This is a genomic window from Nocardia flavorosea (assembly GCF_015477805.1).
GTDB classification, from domain to species: Bacteria; Actinomycetota; Actinomycetes; order Mycobacteriales; family Mycobacteriaceae; genus Nocardia; species Nocardia flavorosea_A.
The window spans coordinates 174,784-198,507 of sequence record NZ_JADLQL010000007.1 but is presented as its reverse complement, the minus strand read 5'-3'; the positions used below and the strand labels follow the sequence as shown (position 1 = coordinate 198,507).

Sequence of the window (23,724 nt, the reverse complement as noted above, 5' to 3'; positions counted from 1 at the left end):
GTCTGGGACACAACGGGGTTCGCGTCGATCAGCCCGGCCGAGCGATCACCAGCCGGGGTTTCCGCGCACCGGCACGTTCACGAAACTCGGCCGGTTCGGGTCGAGCTGCACATGCTGTGGCTTGAACCCGGTGTCGAGCAGCATCGGCAGCGGCGGCACCCCCTTGGGCGGATTGCCGGCATAGACATCCACGCGCAGCCGGTGCCCCGGCTCCAGCCGCGCCTCGATCGCGGGGACCGCGATATCGAGTGCGGTGATCTCACCCGGCACGGTCAGCCGCCGGTGTTCGATCGTGACGAACGGCCGCGGATCGGTGTAGTCGCCGTTCGCCGACCGGCTGCTGCGGGATTCGTCGATCTCCCGCAGCGAGGCCATCAACTGCCCCGAGGACAGCACCCGCGACTGCCCGTCCGGCGCCACATCGTTGACCGTCACCGACCAGTAGCCGTCGGCCGCATCGTGCACGGTCTCCAGATGCACCGCGATCGGGCCGGAGATATCGACGGCTTCGGTGACCGGGGCACTGGTGAAGGTCAGCCCGTTCGATTCCTGGATCCGGGAATCCGCACCGCAGGCATTGATGATCGCGATCACGCCCGCGGTGGCCTGACCGGCGTCGTTGGAACACAAACCGGTGAGCCCCGGAGCCACGGTCAGGCGCGCGGAACTGTCGGCGACGGTGGTCAGCGATCCGTCGTGCACGCTGTGACCGCCGGTCCCGCTGGGCGCCGCGGACAAATACATCCGCCGGTGTTCGGCCTGCTGATCGGCCGGTGCGCTCGCGCCGAAACCGTCCCGGGTGACCCAGCCTGCACCCTGCTGCCGCAAGGTCACCGGCCCGTACCGGTCGATGCCGTTGTCGATACCTTTCAGCCACTTGTCGAACCAGGCGCGCTGCAGCACGTCCAAGCGCGGCGGCAGCCCGGGTTTGCCCGCTTCGCTACCCGAATTGATGTGATAGGTATCGCCCATGAGCAGCTGTTTCTGTCCGGGCGGGAGCGGCATCTCGTTGTAGATCTGCGATTCGGAGTAGGTGAACAGGTCGTGCCAGCCACCGGTCACGAAGGTCGGCACATGGATATTCGCCGGGTTGCCCAGCCATGCCTGCCGGTCGGGACTGTCGCCGCGGATCATCTCTTGCAGCCGCGGATCCAGATCCTCCACCCGCGGGGTGGTGTAGGCGTTGAGGAAAACGTCCAGGTAGGTGAACGGCGAGGACAGCCGGTCGTGCAACCACCGCGCATCGAAGGTCCCGTTGACCATGGATTCCACATTCGGGACCCATTTGGTCGCGTTGATCAGTGTCATCCACAGCGGGATGAAGTTGAAGCCGAACCCGCCACCGGGCATGAGTACATCCTGGGCGAGATCACTGCCCGGCACGACGGGGAACAGCGCCTTCAGCGCGGGCGGATGCTTTTCGGCGGCCTGGAGCTGGTTGATCCCCGAATACGACATACCGGTCATCCCGACCTGTCCGTCGGACCAGGGCTGCCGGGCGGCCCAATCGATCACCTCGACGGTATCGGCCTGTTCCCGCTGCCGCAGCATGTCCCATACGCCCTGGGAGAACCCGGTACCCCGGACGTCCACCACGACCTGCACATAGCCGCTCTTGACCAGTTGCCGGTCGACGGCGAAGCTCCGTAGTGCACCGCCGCCGAGCGCCTTGGTGAGATCGGTGAGCCCGGACAGCGGAGTCCCGGTCATATCGATATCGCGAGCCAGCTGACTCACCGCATCGGAAAGTCCCGGCACGGACCCCATGTGATCGACCAGGTTGGACGCCAGTTTGGTGTAGGGCGTCATGTTCACCAGCACAGGCGTGCGGGTATCGATCGGCCGCGAGGCAGTATCGGCCGGTCGGTACACATTGGCCTTCAGCACCGTGCCGTCACTCATCGTGATCGGCACATCCCAGGTGATGTGGATATTCGGGTATTGCTGCGGCCCGTCGTGGGTGGCGGCCCACTGGGCACCCGCCGCTCCCCCGTCCGGTCCGGTAACCACCGGCGCGGCCGCGGCGCCGCCCCCCAACAGCGGCACCAGCAGCACGGCGGCAGCCATGGCGACTGTGGCGCGTAACACGAACTTCATAGGCCGTGATCCATCTCTCGAGCTGGTCGAATGATCGAGAGCATACACAGCGTTACCGGCGGGTAACGAGGGTTTCTGGGACAGATGTCACCCGAAACCGATTTCGCCCGACACAATGCGGTGCCCAGCCACAAAAAGAATCGCGCCCCACCGGGAAAATCCACAAAACCTGTGACCATGGGTGGGGCCCGCCCGGTGCTGGAACGACCAGAAGGAGAGAGCACAGCGACCGGCCGGAGTGAAAAACCGGGTTGACAGGGCCCCTCCAGGCGCAGAGCGCCTCCACAACACGCCGCAGCCCATTACAGGCTGCGGCGTTCAAAAGAATTCTCAGCGCCCGCCCTGGCTCGCCACCGCGGCGGCTCCGGCCGCCGCGGCCTCCGGATCCAAGTACTCCCGCGGACGAACCGGACGCATATCCTCGTCCAGTTCATAACGCAACGGAATCCCGGTCGGGATATTCAGCCCCGCGATATCGTCGTCGGAGATCCGGTCCAGATGCTTCACCAGCGCACGCAGCGAATTACCGTGCGCAGCCACCAGCACGGTCTTGCCGGTCCGCAGCTCCTGCGAGATGGTCGACTCCCAGTACGGAACCATCCGGTTCACCACATCGAGCAGGCATTCCGTACGCGGAACCTCGATATCGGCGTACCGCGCGTCGCCCGTCTGGCTGTATTCGTCGTCGAGATCGATCGGCGGCGGCGGGGTGTCGTAGCTACGCCGCCACAGCATGAACTGGTCCTCGCCGTATTCGTCCCGGATCTGCGCCTTGTTCTTCCCCTGCAGGGCGCCGTAGTGCCGCTCGTTGAGCCGCCAGTCCCGGACCACCGGAATCCAGTGCCGGTCGGCGGCGTCGAGTGCGATATTCGCGGTCGAGATCGCCCGGCGCAGCAGCGAGGTATAGGCGATATCGGGCAGGATGCCGTGCTCGGCCAGCAGTTCACCGGCGCGTTTCCCCTCGGCGATGCCCTTATCGGTGAGATGCACGTCCACCCAGCCGGTGAACAGGTTCAGGGCATTCCATTCGCTCTCGCCGTGGCGCAGCAAAACGAGGGTGTAGGTCATACGAGTAATCCTGCCATGCTGTTTATCCGGCTTCGTCTCCGGCGTCTTCGCCTCGAACCATGCGGAGGAGGGGGTCATCGGCAGGTCACTACGGTTCGGTGTGTCCGGTTTTGCGAACCGGTGGGGTCACGTCGCTGGGCGAGTGGGAGTTTCGGGGTCGAAAGGATCTGTTTCCGAGTGGGCCAGGACGGCGGCGCCTACCAGGGTGGCGCCTTCGTCGAGCCGGGACAGTTCCACCCGGAGCCCGCGCACGAAGTTCAGCCGCGCATGCCGCTCGACCGCCGCGCGCAACGGCCGCCAGAGCGGCTCGCCGGAGTGAGCGAAACCGCCACCTACCACCACCGTGTCGATATCCAGCAGACCGGCCGCGGAGCTGATCGCCTGACCGAGCGCCGTTCCGGCCCGCTCCAGCGCGGCCAGGGCGATCGAATCTCCCGCCCGGGCGGCCTGCGCCAGCTCGGCACCGGTCTCGCCGCTCCAGCCGCGTTCCCGCGCCCAGCGCGCCGAAGACATCCCGCTCGCCACGGCTTCCACACACCCCACGCCGCCGCAGGCACACGGAACTTCCCAGCCGGGCACGACGATATGGCCGATATGCCCGGCATTTCCGGTGCGTCCCAGCGACACCCGCCCGTCGACGAGAATTCCGCCGCCGATCCCGGACGATACGGTCATCGCCAAGGCGTTGCGGACTCCGCGCAGCGCGCCCGACTCCCGTTCCGCCAAGGCCAGGCATGCGCCGTCCATCGCGAAACGCACGGTCGCGCCCGGGAAGAGTGCACCGACCGCGGCGACGATCTCGAATCCGGAACGCCATTCCGGGATATTGAGCGGGCCCGTGATCCCGGCCGGGACATCCACCGGCCCCGCCGATCCGATGCCCACCGCCGTCACCGTGTCACCGCCGGCAACCGCCAGCAGCAAGTCGCGGCAGACCTCCCACACACCGGTGGGCGGCACCGGCGCGCGCCGCACCGCATAGACATTCCCCATATCGTCGACCGGACCCACGGCGAATTTCGTCGCTCCGATATCCAGTGCCAGAACCGCCACTCACGCCTCCATAGCCGGCCCGTCCGCAGTGCCGGACGCCTCCGTGCCGCCGGCAGCTCGCATAATTCCCCGGATCCGCCGATTGTCACCCATATTCGCCGGGTGATCGACAACATGCCGGGCTTTCTCGAACGAGAGATCGCGCCGCCCGCGACCGCTCAGGAGTTTCCGTCCACCAGATGTTCGAAGGCGCGCAGGTTTTTCAGTGATTCGCCGCGCGATACCCGCCACTTCCATTCCCGGCGGATGGATTCGGCGAATCCGAGTTCGAGCAGCGTGTTGAAATCGCCGTCCACCGCTTCGAGTATCTGGCCGAAGATACGGTCCAGTTCCTCGGCCGTCACCGAATGGGTGGCGGCGCGGCCGACCAGGTAGATATCGCCCACCTTGTCCAGGGTGTAGGCAACACCGTAGAGCCGCCGGTTACGGCGTAGCAGGAATTTGTAGACGCCTTCGAAGTTCTCGTCGGGCTTACGGCAGACGAACGATTCGAACCGCACGCCGTGGCCGCCCACAGTGAGCATCACATTGGTTTTCAGTTTCCGCTCGCCGGGCAGTACCGCGACGAATACGTCCTCCGCGGGGCGGGTGTATTCGATCTCCCGGTCACGCAATGTCTCTTCGACGATCCGCGCGGTCTCGGGCACCTCGCTCATCGGAGCACTCCCGTCCGGCGCCGCCACAGCGCCCGCGATCTGGCCTGGTTCTCGCCGAGGATAGTGGGAGCACGGCCGGAGCCGGACAGCGCGGCGGTATAGCTGGCGAGCAGTTTGTCGGCGGTATGGGCCCAGGAGAAATCCGCGGCATGCGCCACGGCGCGCCGGCCCATCAGATCCAGCCGGGCGGGATCGTCCAGCAGATACTCCAGGGCGCCCGCCCAATCGGGTATGCGATGCCCCGCCACGAGCAGCCCGCTGTGTTCGTGCCGGACCGCGGTCCCCAGGCCCCCGACCGCCGCCGCGAGCACCGGGGTGCCGCTGGCCTGCGCTTCCAGCGCGACCAAGCCGAACGATTCGTTGTAGCTCGGCACCGCCACCAGGTTCGCGGCCCGGTACACCAGCACCAGCCGGTCGGCGGGCTGCGGTGGCAGGAAGGTCACCTGGTCGCTGATACCGAGCTGGTCCGCGAGTTCGATGAGCGCGTCCGGACGTTCCAGTCCGGACCCCGACGGACCGCCGACGATCAGCGCGCGCAGCTTACGACCCGGCCGCCGCCGGATCGTCTCGGCAACCGCCCGGACCAGCACATCCGGCGCTTTCAACGGCTGTATCCGGCCGACGAACGCGACGATTTCCTCATCGGCGGCGAGCCCGAGTACGGCGCGCGCGGCCGCCCGGTCGCCGGGGCGGTAACGGGTGAGGTCCGCACCGGGCGGCACGATATCGATACGCTCGGGTGGCGCGCCGTACAGATCGACCAGTTGCCGGGCTTCCCGGGCGGTGTTCGCAGTGAGCCGATCGGCTTCGGCGATCACCTGTTTCTCACCGATCTCGCGAGTCACCGGTTCGGGCGAATCACCGTCGGCCAGCGCGGCGTTCTTCACCGCGGCCAAGGTGTGCGCGGTATGCACCAGCGGTACCCGCCAGCGATCCCGCGCCAGCCAGCCGACCTGGCCGGACAGCCAGTAGTGCGAATGCACCAGGTCGTAATAGCCGGGCACCTGCCTGGCCTCCTGCCGCAGCACCTCCGCGGTGAACGGGCACAGCTGGGTCGGCAGATCGTGTTTGTCCAGGCCCTCGAACGGCCCCGCCACGACATTGCGCACCAGCACGCCGGGCGCGGCTTCCTGCACCGGCGGCAGGTCCGAGGAGGTGGCCCGAGTGAAAATCTCCACCTCGGTTCCCCGCTGGGCCAGCTGTTCGGCGGTCTGCAGCACATAGACGTTCATGCCGCCGGCATCGCCGGTACCGGGCTGGGCCAGTGGTGAGGTGTGCACCGTCAGTACGGCGATACGGTTCGGCCGTCGGTCCGGGCGTTCACTCACGATGTCCATATTGCACGGTGCAACACAGCGGCCCGACGGCTCCTTCCCGCGGCGTGAAAGTGATCACACCCGGCCGATTCCGCGCCGCATCTGCCCGCACCGTGCATAACGGGTCCGGCCGACGACACCAGCGCAGACCCCAGGAACGCGTGTCGGCCGCCCCGCTCGGGCTCGGCGACTCCGACGGCAGGGGGTGCGAGTTCGCAGTGTCGGTCGCTCCCGATCTGCCGTGTCCCGTGAAGTCCGCGCCCGGGGGCGTCCGCGCGCATCTTCACAGTCCTGTCGAACGGATCCCTCGCGCGCCGCCCGAGGTGCACATCCGGACTTCGCAGGAGCGCGCCGCAATGCCTACGGCCTCACCACGCACGTCGCTGCTCAGCTCCGGATCACCGCGCGCACTCCCGAGCGAAATCGCGAACCTCGGCGACGAACCGATCCGGGTCCTCGATGAACAGCCCGTGCTGAGCCCCCGCCCAGATCGACGCCCGGCCCCGCGGCGCGGTTTCGGCGATATAGCGGCCGTCGGCGACCGGTACCACCGGATCGGCCGAACCGTGCAGCACCAGCACCGGAATGTCGAGCCCCCGCAAAGTCTCGGTGTTGTCCACCGAGCGATAGAACAGCGCCTTCCGGACGAACGGCGGAGTGGCCAGACTCGCCCCGTACAAACGCTGTGCATCCGCGCCCTTGTCAGCGCCGTCCCCGGTATTGGCGTTGCCGAATGCGGCGAACCCGCGCATCGCCCGGCCCGGGCGCTCCTCGAACACACTCGGAATGGCCTGCTGCATCGCCGCGCCGACCTCGGCACCCGGCACACCCCGGCCGATATTGGCCATCGCCCCGGTGAAAACCGCTCCCGCGATCACGCCGGTGCCGTACTCGGCGAGATAATCGCTGATCACGATCCCGCCGTAGGACCACCCCAGCAGCACCGCGCCCGATTCGATCGATTCCGCTGCCAGTACCGCCGCGATATCGCCGGCCCAGTTCTTCGGCTGGTCGTAGCCCGTAGCGGGCGCTCCAGAGTAGCCGTGTCCGCGCAGATCCACCGCGAGCACCCGGAACTCGGCGGCGAACTCGGCGAATACCCGCCCCCAGCAGCGCAGATCCGCCGCCCAGCCGTGCACGAGCACCAACGGCGGTGCGTCCGCGGGTCCGTCGATCCGATAAACGATGCCGGTGCCGTCGATACTGCGCGCTTCCTTGATCACGGTGTCATATTGCGCTGCCTACGGCAGCGCGGGTTCAGGGCCCCTGCGCGAATGGGAGTAGGGCCGCTGAGAGGCTTGGGTGGAGAGCGGGTAATTAGGATCGGGGGCATGGGTAAACGCACTGCTGTCGTCACGGGGGCCAGCTCGGGGATCGGGGAAGCCACGGCACGGGAACTCGCGAAGCAGGGCTACCACGTTTATGTGGGCGCCCGCCGGGTCGACCGGCTGCAGGAGCTGGCGGCCGAGATCGGCGGTACCGCGCTCGCGCTCGACGTCACCTCCGACGAATCGGTCGCGGCCTTCGCCGAAGCGATCGACAGCGCGAACGTACTGGTCAACAACGCGGGCGGGGCCAAAGGGCTGGCGACTGTCGCCGAGGCCGATCTCGACGACTGGCGCTGGATGTGGGAAACCAATGTGCTGGGCACCCTCCGGATGACCAAGGCCCTGCTACCGAAACTCATCGCCTCCGGCGACGGCCTGATCGTCACCATCACCTCGGTCGCGGCGTTCCACGCCTACGACAACGGCTCCGGCTACACCTCGGCGAAACATGCCCAGGCCGTGCTGCATCGCACCTTGCGCGGTGAACTGCTCGGGCAGCCGGTCCGTCTCACCGAGATCGCGCCCGGCGCGGTCGAAACGGAGTTCTCACTGGTCCGTTTCGACGGTGATACCGAGCGTGCCGCGAAGGTCTATGAGGGTATCGACCCGCTCATGGCCCAGGACATCGCCGAAATCGTCGCCTTCGCCGCGAGCCGTCCGCCGCACGTGAACCTGGACCAGATCATCGTCAAACCCCGCGACCAGGCCGGTCCGGGCCGTTTCGCTCGCCGTAACTGACCGCGCCGGCCTGATCCTCCCCGGCCTGGGCCCCACCCCCGGTCCCCGGTTCGAAACGAGCGCATACCGGAGTGAGTGTCTCGTTGCCGGACGGCGGGTCCGCACCGCCGGGCACCAGGTCAATGCGCCGAACTCGGAGAACCGCCGGCATCATCTGCCCGATTGCGACGCCTACGCGATCGGCAGTGGCGGGCAGCCGGGCTGCACCCGCGCGCAGGCGGTCGGTGCGGTCAGATCTCCACGCCGACCGTGACCGGTTCAGGCGTCAACGCGATACCGAATCGGTCGGCCACACCGTCGCGCACGGTGCGCGCCAGCGCGACGATATCGGCGGCGGTGGCCGCGCCGCGGTTGGTGAGGGCCAGCGTGTGCTTCGTCGACAACCGGGCGGCGGCATCGGGGCCCGGGAAGCCCTTGGCGAAGCCGGCGCGTTCGATCAACCAGCCGGCGGAGAATTTCACACCGTCCACGGCGGGAAATTCGGGCACCTTCACCTCGCCGAGCTGCTCCCGGATCGCGGCGCGCACCCGATCCACCCGGTCGTGGCCGACCACGGGGTTGGTGAAGAAGGAGCCGGCGCTCCAGGTGTCGTGATCGGCGGGGTCGAGCACCATCCCCTTCCCGGCCCGCAGGCCGAGAACCGTTTCGCGAACGGCCGCCGCCGGACGGCTTTCGCCTTCCGCGGCACCCAGCCGTTCCGCGAGTTCGCGATACCGCAGCGGGGCGCTCGCACCGGTGGGGTCGAGGGCGAACTCCACTGCCAGCACCACCGCATCGGACCGGTGTTTGAGGCGGCTCGTCCGATACCCGAATCCGAGTTCAGCAGGCTCGACCCAATGGGTGTCGCCGGTCGCCCGATCGAGCAACCGCACCCGGCGCAGCAGGTCGGCGACCTCCACGCCGTATGCGCCGACATTCTGTACGGGCGTGGCCCCGGCCGCCCCTGGAATCCCCGACAGGCATTCCAGACCCCCGAACCCGGCGCGCACGGTTTTCGCGACCACCGCGTCCCAGTTCGCCCCCGCTTCCGCGGTCACCGAATCGGCCCCCAGGTCGACTCCCTCGGTCGCGATCCGGACCACTACCCCGGGCACCTCATCGTCGGAAACGAGCAGGTTGGATCCGCCGGCGAGCAGCACCACCGGAACCCCGGCCGCGTCCAGCGCGCGGATCGTCGCCACCAGTGCCTCGGTGCCGGCGCATTCGGCGACCGTCGCCCGCCCGCCGACCCGCAGCGTCGTCAACTCCGCCAGCGGTACCGCGGCACGCACCAGCGCACCCGTTCCGGCCAGCAGCTGCCGTAGTTCGTCCGCGGGGACAACCCGAGAAGTTCGCACGCCCAGACGGTAGCGTGTTCGGTCATGGCTACAGCGCTGGCGTATACGGCTCGCTATTCTCACCCGGTTGCCGCGGTACGCGAAGCGTTCCGCACCGAGAAGTACTGGCAGGACCGTATCGCCGCGGTGGGCGGGCCCAATGCCCGGTTCGTCTCCCTCCAGGTGGACGGTGAACAGGTTCGCATCGAGGTCGTGCAGTCCATTCCGGCCGATCTGCTGCCGCCCGCCATCACCGCCGTACACCCCGGCGATCTGATCATTCCGCGTACCGAGCTGTGGTCCGGGACCACCGGTAGTTTCGAGGCCCGGGTCGAGGGCGCGCCCGCGGAGGTGCGCGGCACCATCACCGCCACCGACGATGCCACCGGCGCCCTCGCCGAAATCTCCGGGTCGATCGAGGTGAAGGTTCCGCTGTTCGGCCGCAAGATCGAGGAGGCCATCGGCGAACGCCTCACCGAACTGCTGGCCGAGGAGACCGAATTCACCAACGGCTGGATCGCCGAACACCAGTAGCACGACCGCTGCCCGGCCTCCGGCCCGCCGGGACGCAACCGGACGGTAACCTACCGCGCATGGCTCGCCGACTCGACTACTCCGCCCGCTACCCGCTGCACACCACCAAAGAGGTGTACGCGGCGCTGACGAACCGGGACTACTGGGAAGCCCGGATGGTCGAAATGCGGAAGTACTCGCCCAACGAGGTGGTCTCCATCAATGCGAGCGAGGACGGGATCGATGTCGTGCTGCATCACATCCTGCCCCGGGAAATGCTGCCGGAGATCGCGCAGTCGGTGATGCGCAAGGATATGGTCATCACCCGGAAAGAGAGCTACGGCGCGTTCGGCCCGGAGGTCGAGGGCAAGTACTCCGCCTCCATCCCGGCCGGCCCCGGCAGCCTCACCGGGACCATGCGTCTTTTCCCCACCGACACCGGCTGCACCATGCGTATCTCCTCGGATGCGAAGGTGTTCATCCCGATGGTGGGGCCGCGGCTGGAACAGCTCATGCTGGTGAATCTGGTCGATCTGTTCCGCGCCGAGGCCGAAGTGACCCAGAAGTGGCTGGACGAACAAAAAACCGGCAACTGAACGTTCCCCTCGGCACGGTCACCCGGGGTACCACCGGAACGAACCGGCTCCGCCGCAGTGACCGCCGCCTCGTGCACGACCCGCAGATCACCGAAGTACTGCACCGCGCCACCGACCCACTGGTGGTGGACCTCGGTTACGGCGCACAACCGTGGACCACGCTGGAACTGGCCGCCCGGTTGCGTTCGGTGCGCCCCGATGTGCGCGTGGTGGGCCTGGAAATCGACCCGGCCCGCGTCGTACCGGCCCGCGACGGTGTGCGGTTCGCGCGCGGCGGTTTCGAATTGGCGGGCCTGCGACCGAACCTGGTCCGCGCATTCAACGTGCTGCGCCAGTATCCGGAATCCGCGGTCAGCGAGGCGTGGTCGACGATCCTGTCCGGCCTGGCGCCGGACGGGCTGCTGGTCGAGGGAACCTGTGATGAACTCGGCCGGCGCTGTGCCTGGGTGGTCCTCGACCGGTCCGGCCCGCGCAGCCTCACGCTGGCTTGGGATCCGCTGACCGTCGAGCGCCCCTCCGACCTCGCCGAACGACTTCCCAAGGCACTCATCCACCGCAATATCCCCGGGGAACGTATCCACGCACTGTTGTCGGCGGCCGATCTGGCCTGGGCGCATACCGCCCCACAGGCCGTATTCGGCCCGCGGATCCGCTGGCGCGCCACCGCTCGGCTCCTGCGCGAACAGGGCTGGCCGGTCCACGACCCGCGCCGCCGCGTACGCGACAACCTGCTGACCGTCCCCTGGAGCACCGTCGCGCCTTCCTGACCCCTTGCCACGCCATGTGGTCCATCTCACAAATCCGGGGGCCGACCGCCGCTGACGTCGCCACGTTCATCATCTGCCCATATCGGAGCCTCAGAGCCGGCACAGAATAATGCGGAACAATCACGTGCATGCCCACCAAGACCCTGTCGGTACCGAAGGTCACTCGCCGGACCGCGGTCATCGCCGTCATCACCGCCGTCGTGCTGGTGGCCGCCGCGCTGATCGGCGGTGAAGCCTATGCGCGGCACCGGATCGCAAGCTGTATCAGCAGCCAATTCGAGAAGGAGATGGGCTCGAAGATCAATGTCGGCTTCGGCACCAAACCGCTACTCGTCACCTGGGTGGACGGGAAGGTCTCGCGGATGGATGTCGACAGCGAAGGTGCGGAGTTCGGTCCGGCGGTCGATATGCAGGTACACGCGCAATTCCACGATATTCAGATGCCGGAGGGCAGTAACAGCGGTAGCACGATCGGCAGTTCGAACGCCGACGTCAGCTGGAGTAACGAGGGAATCGCCCAGACGCTGAAAGGTCTCGTGAGCGAGGTCCGGTCCGATCCGGCCGCCGGACAACTCACCATGGCGGTGCTCGGCGGGCTGGGCGAACTCCGGATCACGCCGCAGATCGTGGACGGGAAGGTACAACTGGAAGTCGGGCAGGCGCAGTTCCTGGGCCTCGGGGTGCCGGAGGACCTGGCCGAGGGAGTGGTGAACCTGATGACCGAGAGTATGCAGGTCTACCCGCTGGGGCTGGAGCCGACGGAGCTGCGGGTCACCGAAAACGGTATCGAGATCGACCTGGAAGGCGGCCGGGCGGAGTTGCCGCCGCCGGCCGAGGGCAGTACTTCCTGCTGAGGTGTGGTCGGGTTTGCCTGAGCTCGGGGTTCCGGGTTGATGTGGCGCGGTGGGGAGCTTATGTCAGGCTTGCCGTCTCATTCGGGAAACCTTCCAGGACTGCTCGGGTGCGCGACAGTCCCAGGCGGGTGGCACCGGCGGTTATCAGTTCGGTGGCGGCTTCTGCGGTGCGGATACCGCCGCTGGCCTTGATTCCGAGGCGGCCGCCGACGGTCTCGGCCATCAGACGCACCGCATGAGGGTCGGCGCCTCCGGCGGGGTGGAATCCGGTGGATGTTTTCACGAAATCGGCGCCGGCCTGTTCGGCGGCCCGGCATACCTCGATGATCGCCTCGTCGGTGAGCGCGGCCGATTCGATGATCACCTTCAGCACCGCCCGCTGGTCGATCGCCTCGCGGACCACGATGATATCGGCGAGGACCGCGGCGTAATCGCCGGCGACCGCCGCGCCGATATCGATGACCATATCGACCTCCGCCGCCCCCTGATCCACCGCGAGCCGGGCCTCGGCGCCTTTCACGAGCGAATGATGTTTCCCGGACGGGAACCCGGCGACGGTGGCCACCACCACGCCCGGCGCCCGCACCGGCAGCATGGCCGGCGAAACGCACACCGCGTACACGCCGAGCTCCCGGGCCTCGGCCACCGCAGCGGTAACATCCGCGCTGGTCGCTTCCGGGGCGAGCAGCGTGTGGTCGATCATGTCGGCCACCTCGGACCGGGTCAGCGATACGGAATCGGCCATGGGACCAGAGTCTGGCACATCCGGGGCGAATTCCGTTGCGGGCCTCCGGTCCGTCGGGAACACTCGTGATCGGCACCACCGGGTAACACTCGTGGTCGCGCACCCGGGTGGCGCACAGCGCTCGGCCCTCGGGTGGTCCGCACCCGGCCACCGAAGAGAGGACGAGTTTGCTGATCCGCCGCGAACGTTCCGTCGACACCACTGCCGTGGCCGGCGTGCACCGCAGCGCGTTCGCTGCCCACTACGCCGCAACCGGGGGCGATACGGCGCACGATCCTCCCGAGGTCGCGCTCCTCGACGCGTTACGCAGTGATCCCGGTTGGATTCCCACCTTGTCCATGGTCGCGGTCGCCGATGAGGCCGTCGTCGGCCACGTCTGCCTCACCCGGGCGACCGTGGGCCCGTTCCCGGTGCTCGCCCTGGGTCCGATCGCGGTGCTTGCCGATCGGCAGCACCGTGGTGTCGGTTCCGCGCTCATCCATGCGGTGGCCGGTGCCGCCGACGCCCTCGACGAACCCCTGATCGGCCTGCTCGGCAGTCCGGACTACTACCCGCGTTTCGGCTTCCAGCCGGGCGAACGCCTGGGTATCGTCCCCGACCGGCCCGATCGGGCCGGTCTTTTCCAGGTCCGCCCGCTGACCGCCTACGACTCCCAGATCGTCGGCGAATTCCGGTACACCGCCGCTTTCTACGGTCTCTGAACACAATCGGACTCCCGACCGTCCCGACCAGGCACGCGAACGAAACGGGCCGCCCGGTCGGTGCCCGAAGCCGCGCCGAACGACACGGCTAGGCTCGCCTCATGGTTTCCGTTGTCTCCGACGATCGCCGATATGTGCTGACGCTGGGCTGCCGTGATCGCACGGGCATCATTGCCGCTATCACCTCGTTCATCGCCGAGTTCGGTGGTTCCATCCTGGAAGCCGGCTATCACTCCGATCTGGAGACCGGCTGGTTCTTCACCCGGCAGTCCATCAAGGCCTCGACCGTGCCGTTCGGCGTAGCGGAACTGCGGCAGCGATTCGGTCAGATCGCCGAGGAGCTCGGCCCGGATACGGAATGGCAGGTACACGATTCGGGAGTCCGCCGGCGGGCAGTGGTACTGGTCAGCAAGGAAGGGCACTGTCTGCACGATCTGCTCGGACGGGCCGCCTCGGGGGAACTGCCCGCCACGATCGAGGCTGTGATCGGCAACCATCTGGATCTGGCCGCCATCACCGAAGCGCACGGTGTCCCGTTTCACCATGTGCCGTTCCCCAAGGATCCGGCCGAACGCGGACCGGCTTTCGACCAGGTCCGGGAACTGGTGGACAAACACGACCCAGACGCGGTGGTGCTCGCCCGGTTCATGCAGGTGCTACCGGAGCACCTGTGTGAGCACTGGGCCGGGCGGGCCATCAATATCCACCACAGCTTCCTGCCGTCGTTCGTCGGCGCGCGCCCCTACCATCAAGCCTTCGCGCGGGGTGTCAAACTCATCGGCGCCACCTGCCACTATGTGACGGCCGAGCTGGATGCGGGCCCGATCATCGAACAGGACGTGATCCGTGTCGATCATGCCGACGGGGTGATCGATATGGTCCGGCAGGGGCGCGATATCGAACGGGTGGTGCTGGCGCGTGGCCTGCGCTGGCACCTGGAGAGCCGGGTGCTGGTGCACGGGAAGCGCACCGTCGTGTTCTCCTGAACGGCGCCTGCGGCCGGTGCGCGCGGTCAGCTCACGGCTTCGGCCGGCGCGCGCACCGACACCAGTACCTCACCGAGGATCTCGTTGAAGCGATCGATCGCTTCAACGGTGCCGAGGTGCCCGGTGGGCAGCAGGACGAACCCGGCCAGATTGCCTGTTTCCCGTAACCACTGCGCGATCTGCTCGGCGTGCACGGCGGGCGTCATATCGTCGGCGGTGCCCGCGACCACGGTGGTCGGGACCATCAGGTGGCGGGCGGCGTCGCCGAGATCCATCTCCGCCAGCAACCGGCCGAATTCCGAGCGTACCCGGGAGCGGCAGGACCGGACGATATTCATCCCGAAGTCGATGGTTTCCGGGTCGGCGGCCAGGCTCATGATCTGCCGCGCGAAAACCCAGCGGACCGGCGCCACCGGCGGGAACACGATCCGGGCACTCAGACCGCCCCGCCCGAGCCACATCGGCAGCGGTACCTTCCGGTTCAGCAGTGGTAGCGGCCGGTTGAAGAACGGCACCACAGTGGTTTCGTCCACCAGGGCATACGGTCCGGTATTGGCCAGCACCACCGCAGCGGCCTGATCGAGCACCCGCTGTGGATACTTTCCGGCCCACGCCTGCAATGTCATCGCACCGAGACTGTGCCCGACCAGCACCGCACGCTGTCCCGGCCGCAGTACCGTGTCGAGGACCGCGCAGAGATCGTCGGCGAGCAGATGGCAATCCAGCTGATCGGGACGGCCGAATTCGCTCTCCCCGTGCCCGCGCAGATCGAAGGCGATCACCCGGTACTCCCCGGCGAAGGCGTTGATCTGCGGGTTCCAGTATTCGAGACAGCAGGTCCAGCCGTGCACCAATACCACCGGCTGCGCATTCTCCGGACCGTACGCGTGCGCGCGCAGCCGGGCCCCGTCCGCAGCCCGCACATCGATGACCTGGTGTTCCACGCCCGGCGGATTGAGCGCAGGGTTGCGGTATCCGCCGCGACTGCGCAGGCCGGCCCGGTGCACCTCGAACAACCCATCGATCTGACGCGCGAGGGCACCCCAGAGCTCGGACTTCATCGCACGCATCGACACTCCTTTGTGTTACCAACTGACACAGTAATACCTGCACGCGACGCCCGCCAGCCGTGTCCCAGTCACCCCTCCCGTGCACACCCGGCCCGCACTACACCATCCAACCTCGACCCGAGCAGTCGACGACACAGTCGATCAAGCACTCCACAGATTCAGCCCAGAAGAACACAACCAACCCACTCAACGGTAGGTACACCTCACCGATCCCCGGGGTGGGGCCCGCCCGGTTCTGGAGCGACAGAGCGGGGGAGCGAAGCGGAGGAGCGCCGGAGTGAAGGACCGAGCCCCGAAGGGCCCCACCCTCGAGCCGCGGAGCGGCTCCAAAATTACAGCCCGCCCCTTCACGAACGGCCTTGCACCGAGAGCGGGGTACCGGCCCCCGACCTCCGGATACAGGCCGGCCCACCCGCCCGGTCATCGCCGCTCCCTGGTCGACCATCGTCGACCAGGGGCACCGTCACAACGTATCGGCTACGGCACTACCAGCGGGGCCCGCGCTGGACCTCGTCCACCTTCGGCCGCACATCGGCGAGATAGATACCGGTCGCGATGATGGCGACGAAACCCAGCAGCCCCAATTGGAGCGGCGGCAGCATCAACAACAGCACGGCCGCGCCGAGGATGCCCAGCCAGATCGGTTTCGTGAGTTTGTCGACCGCGGTGAACGCGTCGGAACGCTGGCGCACGGCATGCACCAGCGCGAACACTGTCGCGCTGATCGCCAGTAGCCACAGCGCGGCCATGATCCATCCGGTCAAGCCATACACCTGCTGCACCCCACCATTCTAAGAGCAGCGCCCCCGGGCGCCGGCGGCACACGGGGGCGCGAGCCCGGATCGGCCGGTCAGACCGATTTGGGGGTGGCCTTCTTGGCCGGCGCCTTCTTCGCGGCGGTCTTCTTGGCCGCGGGCGCCTTCTTCACCGGTTCCGGCGCCGGAGCGGGTTCGGGCGCCGGCTCCACCACTTCGGCGTCGACGACGTCGGGCGCGGCCGGGGCTTCGGTCGTCACGACCGGCGCGGTCGCCGCCGAAGCCTTACCCGTCCGGCCGATCAAGCCGGATACCCGGTCGAATACTTCCTCGGCCCGGCCGCTGGCGTCCTTGTACAGGCTTTCCACCCGGCCCACCTGTTCGTCGAGCAGATGGTTCGCGCGCAGCCGCTCCATGGTTTCCTCACCGCGGACGGCCAGATCGGAGTACAGGCCGAGCGCCTGGCGGTAGTACTGTTCGGCCAGTTTGCGCAGTTCCTCGGGGGTGAACTTCTCGCGCAGCTCGGCCAGATCCTCCGGCAACTCCGAGGGCAGTTCGGCCAGCCGTGCCCGGATCTGCTCGAACTGGGTCTGCACGTCGGCGGGTAGCCCGGCGAACCGCTCGCGGGCCTCGTCCACGCGGCCGTTGACGTCGGTGGCGCGTTCCCGCACCTGCGTCACCGCGTCGAGGACCGCGGTGTAGACGGCGTCCGTGGCACCGACGGTGGCGAACAGCGGTTTCACAGTGGTGTTCTTCTCGGTCATTTATCGTTCTCCTGGCGTGGCGGAGCGTCGGTGTTCGGTGTTGGAACAACGCTGTCCCGGACGATCGTTTCCGCCGGCCCGTTCTCCCGGCGGAACGATTCGTAGATGTCCAGGAGGACCTGCTTCTGCCGCTCGCTGATCGCGGAATCGGCCAGCAGTGCATCCCGGACGGGACTGTGCGCCCGCTGCTCTAGGTAGCCGGCGCGCACGTACAACACCTCCGAAGAGACCCGCAGCGCCTTGGCGATCTGCGTGAGCACTTCGGCGGAGGGGTTACGCAAACCGCGCTCGATCTGACTGAGATACGGGTTGCTGACCCCCGCCAGCTGGGCGAGCTGACGCAACGAGACCTGCGCGGCCTCGCGTTGTGCCCGGATGAACCCGCCGATGTCCTGCGCCGCGTTCACCACGCGGGCTGCTTTTTCGCCGGCGCCGGCGGTGGCCGCCGGATCGTCGGTGTACTGGGCGGAAACGTGGGGCTCCTCGGCCATCACTCACCTTCTGGCTTGTACGTACGCAACGATAGAACAGGGTGCTAGCAATAGCAAGCACTTGTGCTAGCAGAATTTCCGGCGCTTCCCCGGTCGCGTCACCCGCCGAACATCAGATGGGAGACGGTGTAGATCAGCAGACCCGCGAGACTGCCCACCACCGTGCCGTTGATCCGAATGAATTGCAGGTCACGACCCACCTGGACCTCGATCTTCTTACTGGCCTCCTCCGCGTCCCAGCGGGCGACGGTATCGCTGACGATGGTCGCGATCTCGTCGGCATAGTTGGCCGCCAGGTAGCGAGCGCCGCGTTCGATCCACCCGTCCACCTTCGCGCGGGCATCGGTATCGTCACGCAACCGCTCACCCAGCTGCTGCACATTCTCCGCGACCTTCCGGCGCAGTGTGCTGTCCGGATCGTCGGCGGATTCCAGGATCAGCCGTTTGGCCGCCCGCCAGGTGGCCTCCGCCAGACCGGTGATCTCATCCCGTCCCATGATCTGCGTTTTGATCCGCTCCGCCTTCGCGATCATCGTCTCGTCGTATTGCAGATCGTGGGCGAATTCCTCCAGGAAACGGTTCGCGGCCAGCCGGACCTCGTGATCCGGGGTCGAACGCACCTTCCAGGTGAATTCCACCAGCTCGCGATACACCTTCTCCGACAACAGCACGTTCACGAACTTCGGCGCCCACTGCGGGGCCTCCCCCATGACGATCCGGTCCACCGTCTCCTGGCTACCCAGCGCCCACTGGTGCGCCCGCTCGGCGAGCAGATCGAGCAGGGGCAACTGACGGTTGTCGGCGAGCAACTCGGCCAGCACCCGGCCGATCGGCGGACCCCACTGCGGTTCGGCGATCCGTTTCACGATCGTGTTATCGATCACCTGCTCCACATCTTCGTCCCGCAACACCCCGACCACGGCCCGCAGAATCGTCGAACTCTCGTCCGCCACCCGCGCGGCATTGGCCGGATTCGCCATCCAGCGCCCCACCCGCCACGGAATCTGCGCGGAGTTCACCTTCGCGGTCACCACCTCCGGAGAGAGGAAATTGGTGCCCACGAAACTGCCCAGACTGGCACCCAGCTGGTCCTTCTTCCGCCGGATGATCGCGGTATGCGGTATCGGCAGCCCCAGCGGATGCCGGAACAGCGCTGTCACCGCGAACCAGTCGGCCAGCGCGCCCACCATTCCCGCCTCCGACGCGGCCCGCACATACCCCACCCATTCACCGGCGCCGCCACGTGACTCGAGCCACCGGCACACCAGGTAGATAACGGTCGCCACCGCCAGCAGGCCGGTGGCGACGGCCTTCATCCGCCGCAGGTCGCGCTTTTTTGCGGCATCGTCGGTGAGTGTGGAGAAGACGCCCGGTGGTTCCGCCGAACCGCCGGGTCCGCGAGTCGCGGGAGCGGAATCGAGCACCGCACTACTGCCGGTCGCTTTCTGCATACCCCCATTCTGCTGTGTCTTCGGCAGCGCCTCCGGCTGCACGGGGGGTTCAGGTCTTAGGCGTACCAAACGAAACACGGGGGCGAAGGGTGGGCATAGAGTGGAACGGACGTGAACCGAACGGACCGAGGAGCCCCACGCTGTCCACCGACGACCTGCTCGATATCGGGAATCCCGCCGATCGATCGGCGCCGGTGCGTGCCCCGCGGACCGACGGGCGCAAGCGCCGCTGGCGCCAGCACAAGATCAATCGGCGGGAAGAACTCGTCGACGGCACACTGGCGGCGGTGCGTACCCGCGGCGGTAGTGCCGGGATGGACGAGATCGCCGCCGAGATCGGCGTCTCCAAAACCGTCCTGTACCGCTATTTCGCCGATAAGAACGATCTCGTCAATGCCGCTATGCAGCGGTTCATCGAAATAACCCTGATGCCGCGCGTGTACGGCGCGATCAGTTTGGACGCCGACGAATATCAGCTGGTGCGTTCCGCGCTGGCCGAATACGTGGGCGCGGTCGACGAAGACCCCGAGGTCTACCGATTCATCATGGGCACCGGTTCCGGTGACCCGTCCTCGCTGGCCGATTTCGAGCGGCTGTTCGCCGAGGTGGTGGCGGCGGCCATCACCGAACGCGGCAGCGCACTCGGGATCGAGACCGAGGGAGTGATGCTGTGGTCGTATGTGATCGTCGGCGGTATCCAGCTGGCCACGCACTGGTGGACCACCAACAAGTCGATGGACCGCGACGAGGTGATCGACTACCTCACCATGATGGTGTGGAGTGCCATCGAGGGGATGGCCCGGGCCGGCGGTTCGCGCGACAAGTTCGGCGAACAGGAGCATGTGCTGCCGCCGATCCCCACCGGCGACCAGGCCGTCTGAGCCACCCGGCTCGCCGGGCTCGACAACCTCGCCGGTTTGGTTAGTCTGATTGCCGTGCGGCGGCGGAGAACCGGCTGAGCTCTCCGGCCACCGTGGGCGCGCGTCGGCACCAACGGAGGTACCTCGATGGCGAAACAAGTGCCGACTTCCCGGCTGGCCCGCGGCACCAAACTGGGTGCGGTGGCGGCCGGGTCGATGGTGCGCACCCAGCGCGCCCGGCTTTCGATGCGCGGCCGTTCGGAGGCGGTGCGGGCCCAGATGGCCGAGGAATCGATACTGCGCAGTACCGAACAGCTGGTCATGGTGTTGGGCACCATGAAAGGCGTGGCCATGAAGCTGGGCCAGATGATGTCGGTGCTCGATCTGGACCTGGTCCCGCCGGAACATCGGGAACGGTTCCAGAAACGGCTGGCGGTTCTGCGTAATGCCGCGCCGTCGGTGTCGTTCGAGGCGATGCGCGCGGTGATCGAAGAGGACTACGGGCAGCCGCTGGACGCGGTGTTCGCCGAATTCGAACCCGAGGCCATCGCCGCCGCTTCGATCGGCCAGGTTTATCTGGCCCGGTTGCACGACGGCCGGCAGGTCGCGGTGAAGGTGCAGTATCCGGGCATCGATGCCGCCGTGCGGGCAGATCTCAAGAATCTGACCATGTTCCGGCGGGTTCTGCAGTCGGCCATGCCCTGGGTGACCCCCGCGGTTCTGGACGAGCTACGGCTGAACATGGAATCCGAGCTCGACTATCACATCGAGGCCGAAACCCAGCGCGATATCGCGGCGCTCTACGCCGGCCACCCGTTCATCGTGGTCCCGCAGCCGGTGCTCGAGCACAGTACGCAGCGGGTGCTGGTCACCGAATATCTGGCCGGAACGGCTTTCGAGGATATTCGCGCGATGCCGCGGGCCGAACGCGACCGCGTCGGTGAGATCATCTATCGCTTCTATGTGGGTTCGCTGTTCACCTTCAACGAGTTCTGTGGCGACCCGCATCCCGGCAATGTGCTGCTCGCCGCGGACGGCCGGGTGGGTTTCCTGGATTTCGGGCTGTTCAACCGGATGGATCCCGAGCATGTGCGGTTCGAGGCGATCTGCCTGTGCGCGGCCGCCGAGGACCGTGGCGCGGATCTGCGGGAGCTCATGGTCCAGCGCGGAGTCATCGATTCGACCGACGAGATCGGCGTCGAGGAATGCCTGGAGTACGTGCTCTCGGCCTCTGAATGGTGCCTGGTGGACCAGGAACTCACCATCACCCCGGAACTGGCCAGTGGGGCCTTCTTGCTGGCCGTCGACCCGCGCTCGAGCGAATTCTCGGGGATGAAACAACAGAACCTGCCGCCGGAGCATTTGTTCTCGCGGCGCGCCGATTTCCTGACCTTCGGGATGCTGGGACAGTTGGAGGCGACGGCGAACTGGCATCGGATCGCCCGGGAATGGTTGTACGGCGACGAGCCGGTCACCGAACTCGGCCGGGTTCATCGGGAATGGCTGGCCCGGCGCCGGCCGCGTAAACGCGGTAGCCGCCGCACCGGCTGACCGCGTCCACGACAGCACATCCACGAGGGGTTCATTTTCATGACGGATACACGCGAATTCGACCTGATCGTTTTCGGCGCGACCGGTTTCGTCGGCAAACTCACCGCCCGCTACCTGCTGGACGCCGCCCCCGCGGTGGCGCGGATCGCACTGGCGGGCCGGTCCGAGCGCAAGCTCGCGGCCGTCCGCGACGAGATCGGCGCGCACGATTGGGGCCTGGTGGTGGCCGACAGCACCGATCAGGCTTCGCTCGACGCGCTGGCCGCCCGCACCACCGCGGTGATCACCACGGTGGGTCCGTATCTGCGGTACGGGATGCCGATGGTCGCCGCCTGCGCGCAGGCCGGTACGCATTACGCGGATCTGACCGGTGAACCGCTGTTCATCCGCGAGGCGATCGACTCGTATCACGAGCAGGCCGTGCGGACCGGCGCCAAGATCGTGAATTCCTGTGGCTACGATTCGGTGCCGTCGGACCTGAGTGTCTACCAGCTGTATCGGCGCACGGTGGCGGACAACACCGGCGAACTGGGCGACACCACGCTCATCGCCACCATGCGCGGCGGGGTCAGCGGCGGCACGGTCGATTCGGGACGCGCGATGATGGAGGCCGTCGCCGCGGACAAATCCAAGGGCGCGATCCTGAGCCATCCGTATTCGCTCAGCCCCGATAAATCCATGGACCCCGATGTCGGCCGGCAATCCGACCTCGTCCTGGAACGGGCACGCGAGATCGACCCCAGCCTCGACGGCTGGGTGGGCACCTTCGTCATGGCCGCCCACAATACGAAGATCGTGCGCCGCAGCAACGGCCTGCTGGGCTGGGTGTACGGCAAGAATTTCCGCTACCGCGAAACCATGGGCGCGGGTAGTTCGGCGCTGGCCCCCGTGGTCGCGGCCGGAATCTCCGGCGGTGTGCTGGCGGGGATGGCCGCCGGCGGCCTGCTGTCCCGGTTCCGTGCCGGCCGGGCCCTGCTGGACCGTATTCTGCCCGCCCCCGGTACCGGTCCCGGCGAGCGGACCCGGGAGAACGGCTGGTTCCGGATGCGCACCTATACGCGTACCAGCTCGGGCGCACGGTATCTCGCGACGTTCTCGGGCCAAGGCGATCCCGGCTACAAGGCGACCGCGGTCATGCTCGGGGAGAGCGGCCTGGCACTGGCCTTCGATCCGAAACCGGAAGCAGCGGGAATCCTCACCCCGGCCGCTGCCATGGGCGATGTCCTGACCGAACGTCTGCGGGCCGCGGGAATGACCATCGACGTGGAGCCGCTGGGATGAACCTCGCCCGGCGCACGATGAACGCACCGGCGCTGGCGGCGGTGTACGAGCGGGCGTGGCGGCCCACACTGTTCTACCTCGCCTCGGGCCGCAGCACCGGGGCCGATCGCCGCTTCGCGGTGGACTCGCTGCGGCTGGGCACGGCCCGCCGAGTGCTGGATATCGCTTGCGGTCCGGGTAATTTCACGCGCTATCTCAGCGAGCACGTTCCCGTGGACGGATACGTCACCGGTATCGATTTCTCACCGCCGATGCTGGCCCGCGCGCTCGCCGACAATGCCGGACCGCGTGCGGGTTACGTGCGCGGCGACGCCCGGTTCCTACCGTTCGCGGACGAAACTTTCGATGCCGTGTGCTGTTTCGGCGCGCTGTATCTGATCCCCGACCCGCTGGTCGCGGCCCGGGAGATGATCCGGGTGCTGGCCCCCGGCGGCCGGCTGGCGGTCACCACGAGCTACCGCCCCGATAACGTGTTCGGCGAGTTGACCCGCCGCACCGCGGCCCTCAGCGGGTTGCGGATGTTCGGGCCGCAGACCTTTCCCGATCTGTTCGCCGCGGCCGGGCTGGTCGATATCGATCAGCAGGTGCACCGGTTCCTGCAGTACCTCACCGCGGTGAAACCCGCGACAGGCGCACCGCGGCAAGAGGGCCGGTCGGCCACCTCGAACAGCGGGGTCTGACCGGGCGGCCGCAATCGTACGCGAGGCCGGGCAAACTCGCTGCCTCGTGCGCCATTTCACAGTGCGATCGCCCGCCACGCCGGATTT

24 protein-coding genes are annotated in these 23,724 nt (G+C 67.4%); 11 read left to right on the top strand and 13 right to left on the bottom strand.

Going from position 1 to position 23,724, the window contains the following annotated elements; all coding sequences use genetic code 11:
• Positions 1-45: 45 nt before the first annotated feature.
• From IU448_RS26955 to IU448_RS26930, 6 genes are all read right to left on the bottom strand, one after another.
• Positions 46-2,097 carry a CocE/NonD family hydrolase gene (locus IU448_RS26955; protein ID WP_195058514.1) on the bottom strand — a complete coding sequence of 684 codons (2,052 nt, stop codon included), beginning with the start codon at positions 2,095-2,097 and terminating at the stop codon, positions 46-48.
• Between the two features lie 330 nt (positions 2,098-2,427).
• Positions 2,428-3,165: a phosphoglyceromutase gene (locus IU448_RS26950; protein ID WP_195058513.1), complete on the bottom strand. Its 738-nt coding sequence runs from the start codon at positions 3,163-3,165 to the stop codon at positions 2,428-2,430.
• A gap of 126 nt (positions 3,166-3,291) precedes the next feature.
• The gene (locus IU448_RS26945) at positions 3,292-4,218 is read right to left on the bottom strand and encodes an ROK family protein (RefSeq protein ID WP_195058512.1); all 927 of its coding nucleotides are present in this window, start codon (positions 4,216-4,218) and stop codon (positions 3,292-3,294) included.
• A 158-nt stretch (positions 4,219-4,376) separates the two neighbouring features.
• Positions 4,377-4,874: a YbjN domain-containing protein gene (locus IU448_RS26940; protein WP_195058511.1), complete on the bottom strand. Its 498-nt coding sequence runs from the start codon at positions 4,872-4,874 to the stop codon at positions 4,377-4,379.
• Positions 4,871-6,211, bottom strand: a complete 1,341-nt coding sequence (gene mshA / locus IU448_RS26935; RefSeq protein WP_195058510.1) for a D-inositol-3-phosphate glycosyltransferase — start codon at positions 6,209-6,211, stop codon at positions 4,871-4,873. Before mshA ends, IU448_RS26940 begins: the two co-directional genes overlap by 4 nt.
• A 377-nt stretch (positions 6,212-6,588) precedes the next feature.
• Positions 6,589-7,413, bottom strand: a complete 825-nt coding sequence (locus IU448_RS26930; protein ID WP_280456614.1) for an alpha/beta fold hydrolase — start codon at positions 7,411-7,413, stop codon at positions 6,589-6,591.
• Positions 7,414-7,521: 108 nt separating this feature from the next.
• On the opposite strand from IU448_RS26930, the gene IU448_RS26925 reads away from it, so the two are divergent.
• Positions 7,522-8,256 (top strand): SDR family NAD(P)-dependent oxidoreductase, encoded by a 735-nt coding sequence (locus tag IU448_RS26925; protein ID WP_195058509.1) that lies wholly within the window; start codon positions 7,522-7,524, stop codon positions 8,254-8,256.
• 230 nt (positions 8,257-8,486) lie between these two features.
• On the opposite strand, the gene IU448_RS26920 is transcribed toward IU448_RS26925, so the two are convergent.
• Positions 8,487-9,527: a UDP-N-acetylmuramate dehydrogenase gene (locus tag IU448_RS26920; RefSeq protein ID WP_195058653.1), complete on the bottom strand. Its 1,041-nt coding sequence runs from the start codon at positions 9,525-9,527 to the stop codon at positions 8,487-8,489.
• Positions 9,528-9,617: 90 nt separating this feature from the next.
• Here IU448_RS26920 and IU448_RS26915 point away from each other — a divergent pair, with 90 nt between their 5' ends.
• From IU448_RS26915 to IU448_RS26900, 4 genes are all read left to right on the top strand, one after another.
• Complete coding sequence (locus IU448_RS26915) at positions 9,618-10,106, top strand: DUF2505 domain-containing protein (RefSeq protein ID WP_195058508.1); 489 nt, start codon at positions 9,618-9,620, stop codon at positions 10,104-10,106.
• 59 nt (positions 10,107-10,165) lie between these two features.
• Entirely contained in the window at positions 10,166-10,681 is a 516-nt protein-coding gene (locus tag IU448_RS26910; protein ID WP_195058507.1) for a DUF2505 domain-containing protein, read from the top strand.
• Positions 10,651-11,448 carry a class I SAM-dependent methyltransferase gene (locus tag IU448_RS26905; RefSeq protein ID WP_324188728.1) on the top strand — a complete coding sequence of 266 codons (798 nt, stop codon included), beginning with the start codon at positions 10,651-10,653 and terminating at the stop codon, positions 11,446-11,448. Before IU448_RS26910 ends, IU448_RS26905 begins: the two co-directional genes overlap by 31 nt.
• A 128-nt stretch (positions 11,449-11,576) precedes the next feature.
• Positions 11,577-12,302, top strand: coding sequence for a DUF2993 domain-containing protein (locus tag IU448_RS26900; protein WP_195058506.1), 726 nt, complete (start codon positions 11,577-11,579; stop codon positions 12,300-12,302).
• Between the two features lie 58 nt (positions 12,303-12,360).
• On the opposite strand, the gene deoC is transcribed toward IU448_RS26900, so the two are convergent.
• Positions 12,361-13,047, bottom strand: coding sequence for a deoxyribose-phosphate aldolase (deoC, locus tag IU448_RS26895; protein ID WP_195058505.1), 687 nt, complete (start codon positions 13,045-13,047; stop codon positions 12,361-12,363).
• A 167-nt stretch (positions 13,048-13,214) separates the two neighbouring features.
• On the opposite strand from deoC, the gene IU448_RS26890 reads away from it, so the two are divergent.
• Together IU448_RS26890 and purU are read left to right on the top strand one after the other, a co-directional pair.
• On the top strand, positions 13,215-13,748 hold the full coding sequence (locus IU448_RS26890; protein ID WP_195058504.1) for a GNAT family N-acetyltransferase: 534 nt from the start codon (positions 13,215-13,217) through the stop codon (positions 13,746-13,748).
• A 101-nt stretch (positions 13,749-13,849) separates the two neighbouring features.
• Positions 13,850-14,734 (top strand): formyltetrahydrofolate deformylase, encoded by an 885-nt coding sequence (gene purU / locus IU448_RS26885; protein ID WP_195058503.1) that lies wholly within the window; start codon positions 13,850-13,852, stop codon positions 14,732-14,734.
• Positions 14,735-14,760: 26 nt separating this feature from the next.
• Here the strand turns inward: purU and IU448_RS26880 are convergent, their stop codons facing one another.
• The 5 genes from IU448_RS26880 to IU448_RS26860 form a co-directional block, all read right to left on the bottom strand.
• Positions 14,761-15,804 carry an alpha/beta fold hydrolase gene (locus tag IU448_RS26880; RefSeq protein WP_228814380.1) on the bottom strand — a complete coding sequence of 348 codons (1,044 nt, stop codon included), beginning with the start codon at positions 15,802-15,804 and terminating at the stop codon, positions 14,761-14,763.
• 485 nt (positions 15,805-16,289) lie between these two features.
• Positions 16,290-16,586: a DUF2516 family protein gene (locus IU448_RS26875; protein ID WP_280457634.1), complete on the bottom strand. Its 297-nt coding sequence runs from the start codon at positions 16,584-16,586 to the stop codon at positions 16,290-16,292.
• Between the two features lie 68 nt (positions 16,587-16,654).
• On the bottom strand, positions 16,655-17,323 hold the full coding sequence (locus IU448_RS26870; protein ID WP_195058502.1) for a heparin-binding hemagglutinin: 669 nt from the start codon (positions 17,321-17,323) through the stop codon (positions 16,655-16,657).
• On the bottom strand, positions 17,320-17,814 hold the full coding sequence (locus tag IU448_RS26865) for a helix-turn-helix domain-containing protein (RefSeq protein WP_228814379.1): 495 nt from the start codon (positions 17,812-17,814) through the stop codon (positions 17,320-17,322). The genes IU448_RS26870 and IU448_RS26865 overlap by 4 nt, the downstream gene beginning before the upstream one ends.
• A gap of 98 nt (positions 17,815-17,912) precedes the next feature.
• The gene (locus IU448_RS26860) at positions 17,913-19,265 is read right to left on the bottom strand and encodes a DUF445 family protein (protein WP_195058501.1); all 1,353 of its coding nucleotides are present in this window, start codon (positions 19,263-19,265) and stop codon (positions 17,913-17,915) included.
• 194 nt (positions 19,266-19,459) lie between these two features.
• On the opposite strand from IU448_RS26860, the gene IU448_RS26855 reads away from it, so the two are divergent.
• The 4 genes from IU448_RS26855 (at position 19,460) to IU448_RS26840 (ending at position 23,637) form a co-directional block, all read left to right on the top strand.
• On the top strand, positions 19,460-20,146 hold the full coding sequence (locus IU448_RS26855; protein WP_195058648.1) for a TetR/AcrR family transcriptional regulator: 687 nt from the start codon (positions 19,460-19,462) through the stop codon (positions 20,144-20,146).
• Between the two features lie 126 nt (positions 20,147-20,272).
• Positions 20,273-21,676 carry an ABC1 kinase family protein gene (locus IU448_RS26850; RefSeq protein WP_195058500.1) on the top strand — a complete coding sequence of 468 codons (1,404 nt, stop codon included), beginning with the start codon at positions 20,273-20,275 and terminating at the stop codon, positions 21,674-21,676.
• Between the two features lie 39 nt (positions 21,677-21,715).
• Positions 21,716-22,957, top strand: a complete 1,242-nt coding sequence (locus tag IU448_RS26845; protein ID WP_195058499.1) for a saccharopine dehydrogenase family protein — start codon at positions 21,716-21,718, stop codon at positions 22,955-22,957.
• A complete protein-coding gene (locus IU448_RS26840; RefSeq protein ID WP_195058498.1) occupies positions 22,954-23,637 on the top strand; it encodes a class I SAM-dependent methyltransferase in 684 nt (227 codons plus the stop codon). Before IU448_RS26845 ends, IU448_RS26840 begins: the two co-directional genes overlap by 4 nt.
• Positions 23,638-23,724 lie beyond the last annotated feature (87 nt).

What these genes read in the sequence shown, in the direction of transcription:
- deoC (WP_195058505.1), bottom strand. Translation starts at nt 13,047, where the DNA reads ATGGCCGATTCCGTATCGCTGACCCGGTCCGAGGTGGCCGACATGATC.
- IU448_RS26870 (WP_195058502.1), bottom strand. Translation starts at nt 17,323, where the DNA reads ATGACCGAGAAGAACACCACTGTGAAACCGCTGTTCGCCACCGTCGGT.
- IU448_RS26840 (WP_195058498.1), top strand. Translation starts at nt 22,954, where the DNA reads ATGAACCTCGCCCGGCGCACGATGAACGCACCGGCGCTGGCGGCGGTG.
- IU448_RS26880 (WP_228814380.1), bottom strand. Translation starts at nt 15,804, where the DNA reads ATGCGTGCGATGAAGTCCGAGCTCTGGGGTGCCCTCGCGCGTCAGATC.
- purU (WP_195058503.1), top strand. Translation starts at nt 13,850, where the DNA reads ATGGTTTCCGTTGTCTCCGACGATCGCCGATATGTGCTGACGCTGGGC.
- IU448_RS26910 (WP_195058507.1), top strand. Translation starts at nt 10,166, where the DNA reads ATGGCTCGCCGACTCGACTACTCCGCCCGCTACCCGCTGCACACCACC.
- IU448_RS26940 (WP_195058511.1), bottom strand. Translation starts at nt 4,874, where the DNA reads ATGAGCGAGGTGCCCGAGACCGCGCGGATCGTCGAAGAGACATTGCGT.
- IU448_RS26865 (WP_228814379.1), bottom strand. Translation starts at nt 17,814, where the DNA reads ATGGCCGAGGAGCCCCACGTTTCCGCCCAGTACACCGACGATCCGGCG.
- mshA (WP_195058510.1), bottom strand. Translation starts at nt 6,211, where the DNA reads ATGGACATCGTGAGTGAACGCCCGGACCGACGGCCGAACCGTATCGCC.
- IU448_RS26955 (WP_195058514.1), bottom strand. Translation starts at nt 2,097, where the DNA reads ATGAAGTTCGTGTTACGCGCCACAGTCGCCATGGCTGCCGCCGTGCTG.
- IU448_RS26860 (WP_195058501.1), bottom strand. Translation starts at nt 19,265, where the DNA reads ATGCAGAAAGCGACCGGCAGTAGTGCGGTGCTCGATTCCGCTCCCGCG.
- IU448_RS26925 (WP_195058509.1), top strand. Translation starts at nt 7,522, where the DNA reads ATGGGTAAACGCACTGCTGTCGTCACGGGGGCCAGCTCGGGGATCGGG.
- IU448_RS26850 (WP_195058500.1), top strand. Translation starts at nt 20,273, where the DNA reads ATGGCGAAACAAGTGCCGACTTCCCGGCTGGCCCGCGGCACCAAACTG.
- IU448_RS26950 (WP_195058513.1), bottom strand. Translation starts at nt 3,165, where the DNA reads ATGACCTACACCCTCGTTTTGCTGCGCCACGGCGAGAGCGAATGGAAT.
- IU448_RS26915 (WP_195058508.1), top strand. Translation starts at nt 9,618, where the DNA reads ATGGCTACAGCGCTGGCGTATACGGCTCGCTATTCTCACCCGGTTGCC.
- IU448_RS26900 (WP_195058506.1), top strand. Translation starts at nt 11,577, where the DNA reads ATGCCCACCAAGACCCTGTCGGTACCGAAGGTCACTCGCCGGACCGCG.
- IU448_RS26845 (WP_195058499.1), top strand. Translation starts at nt 21,716, where the DNA reads ATGACGGATACACGCGAATTCGACCTGATCGTTTTCGGCGCGACCGGT.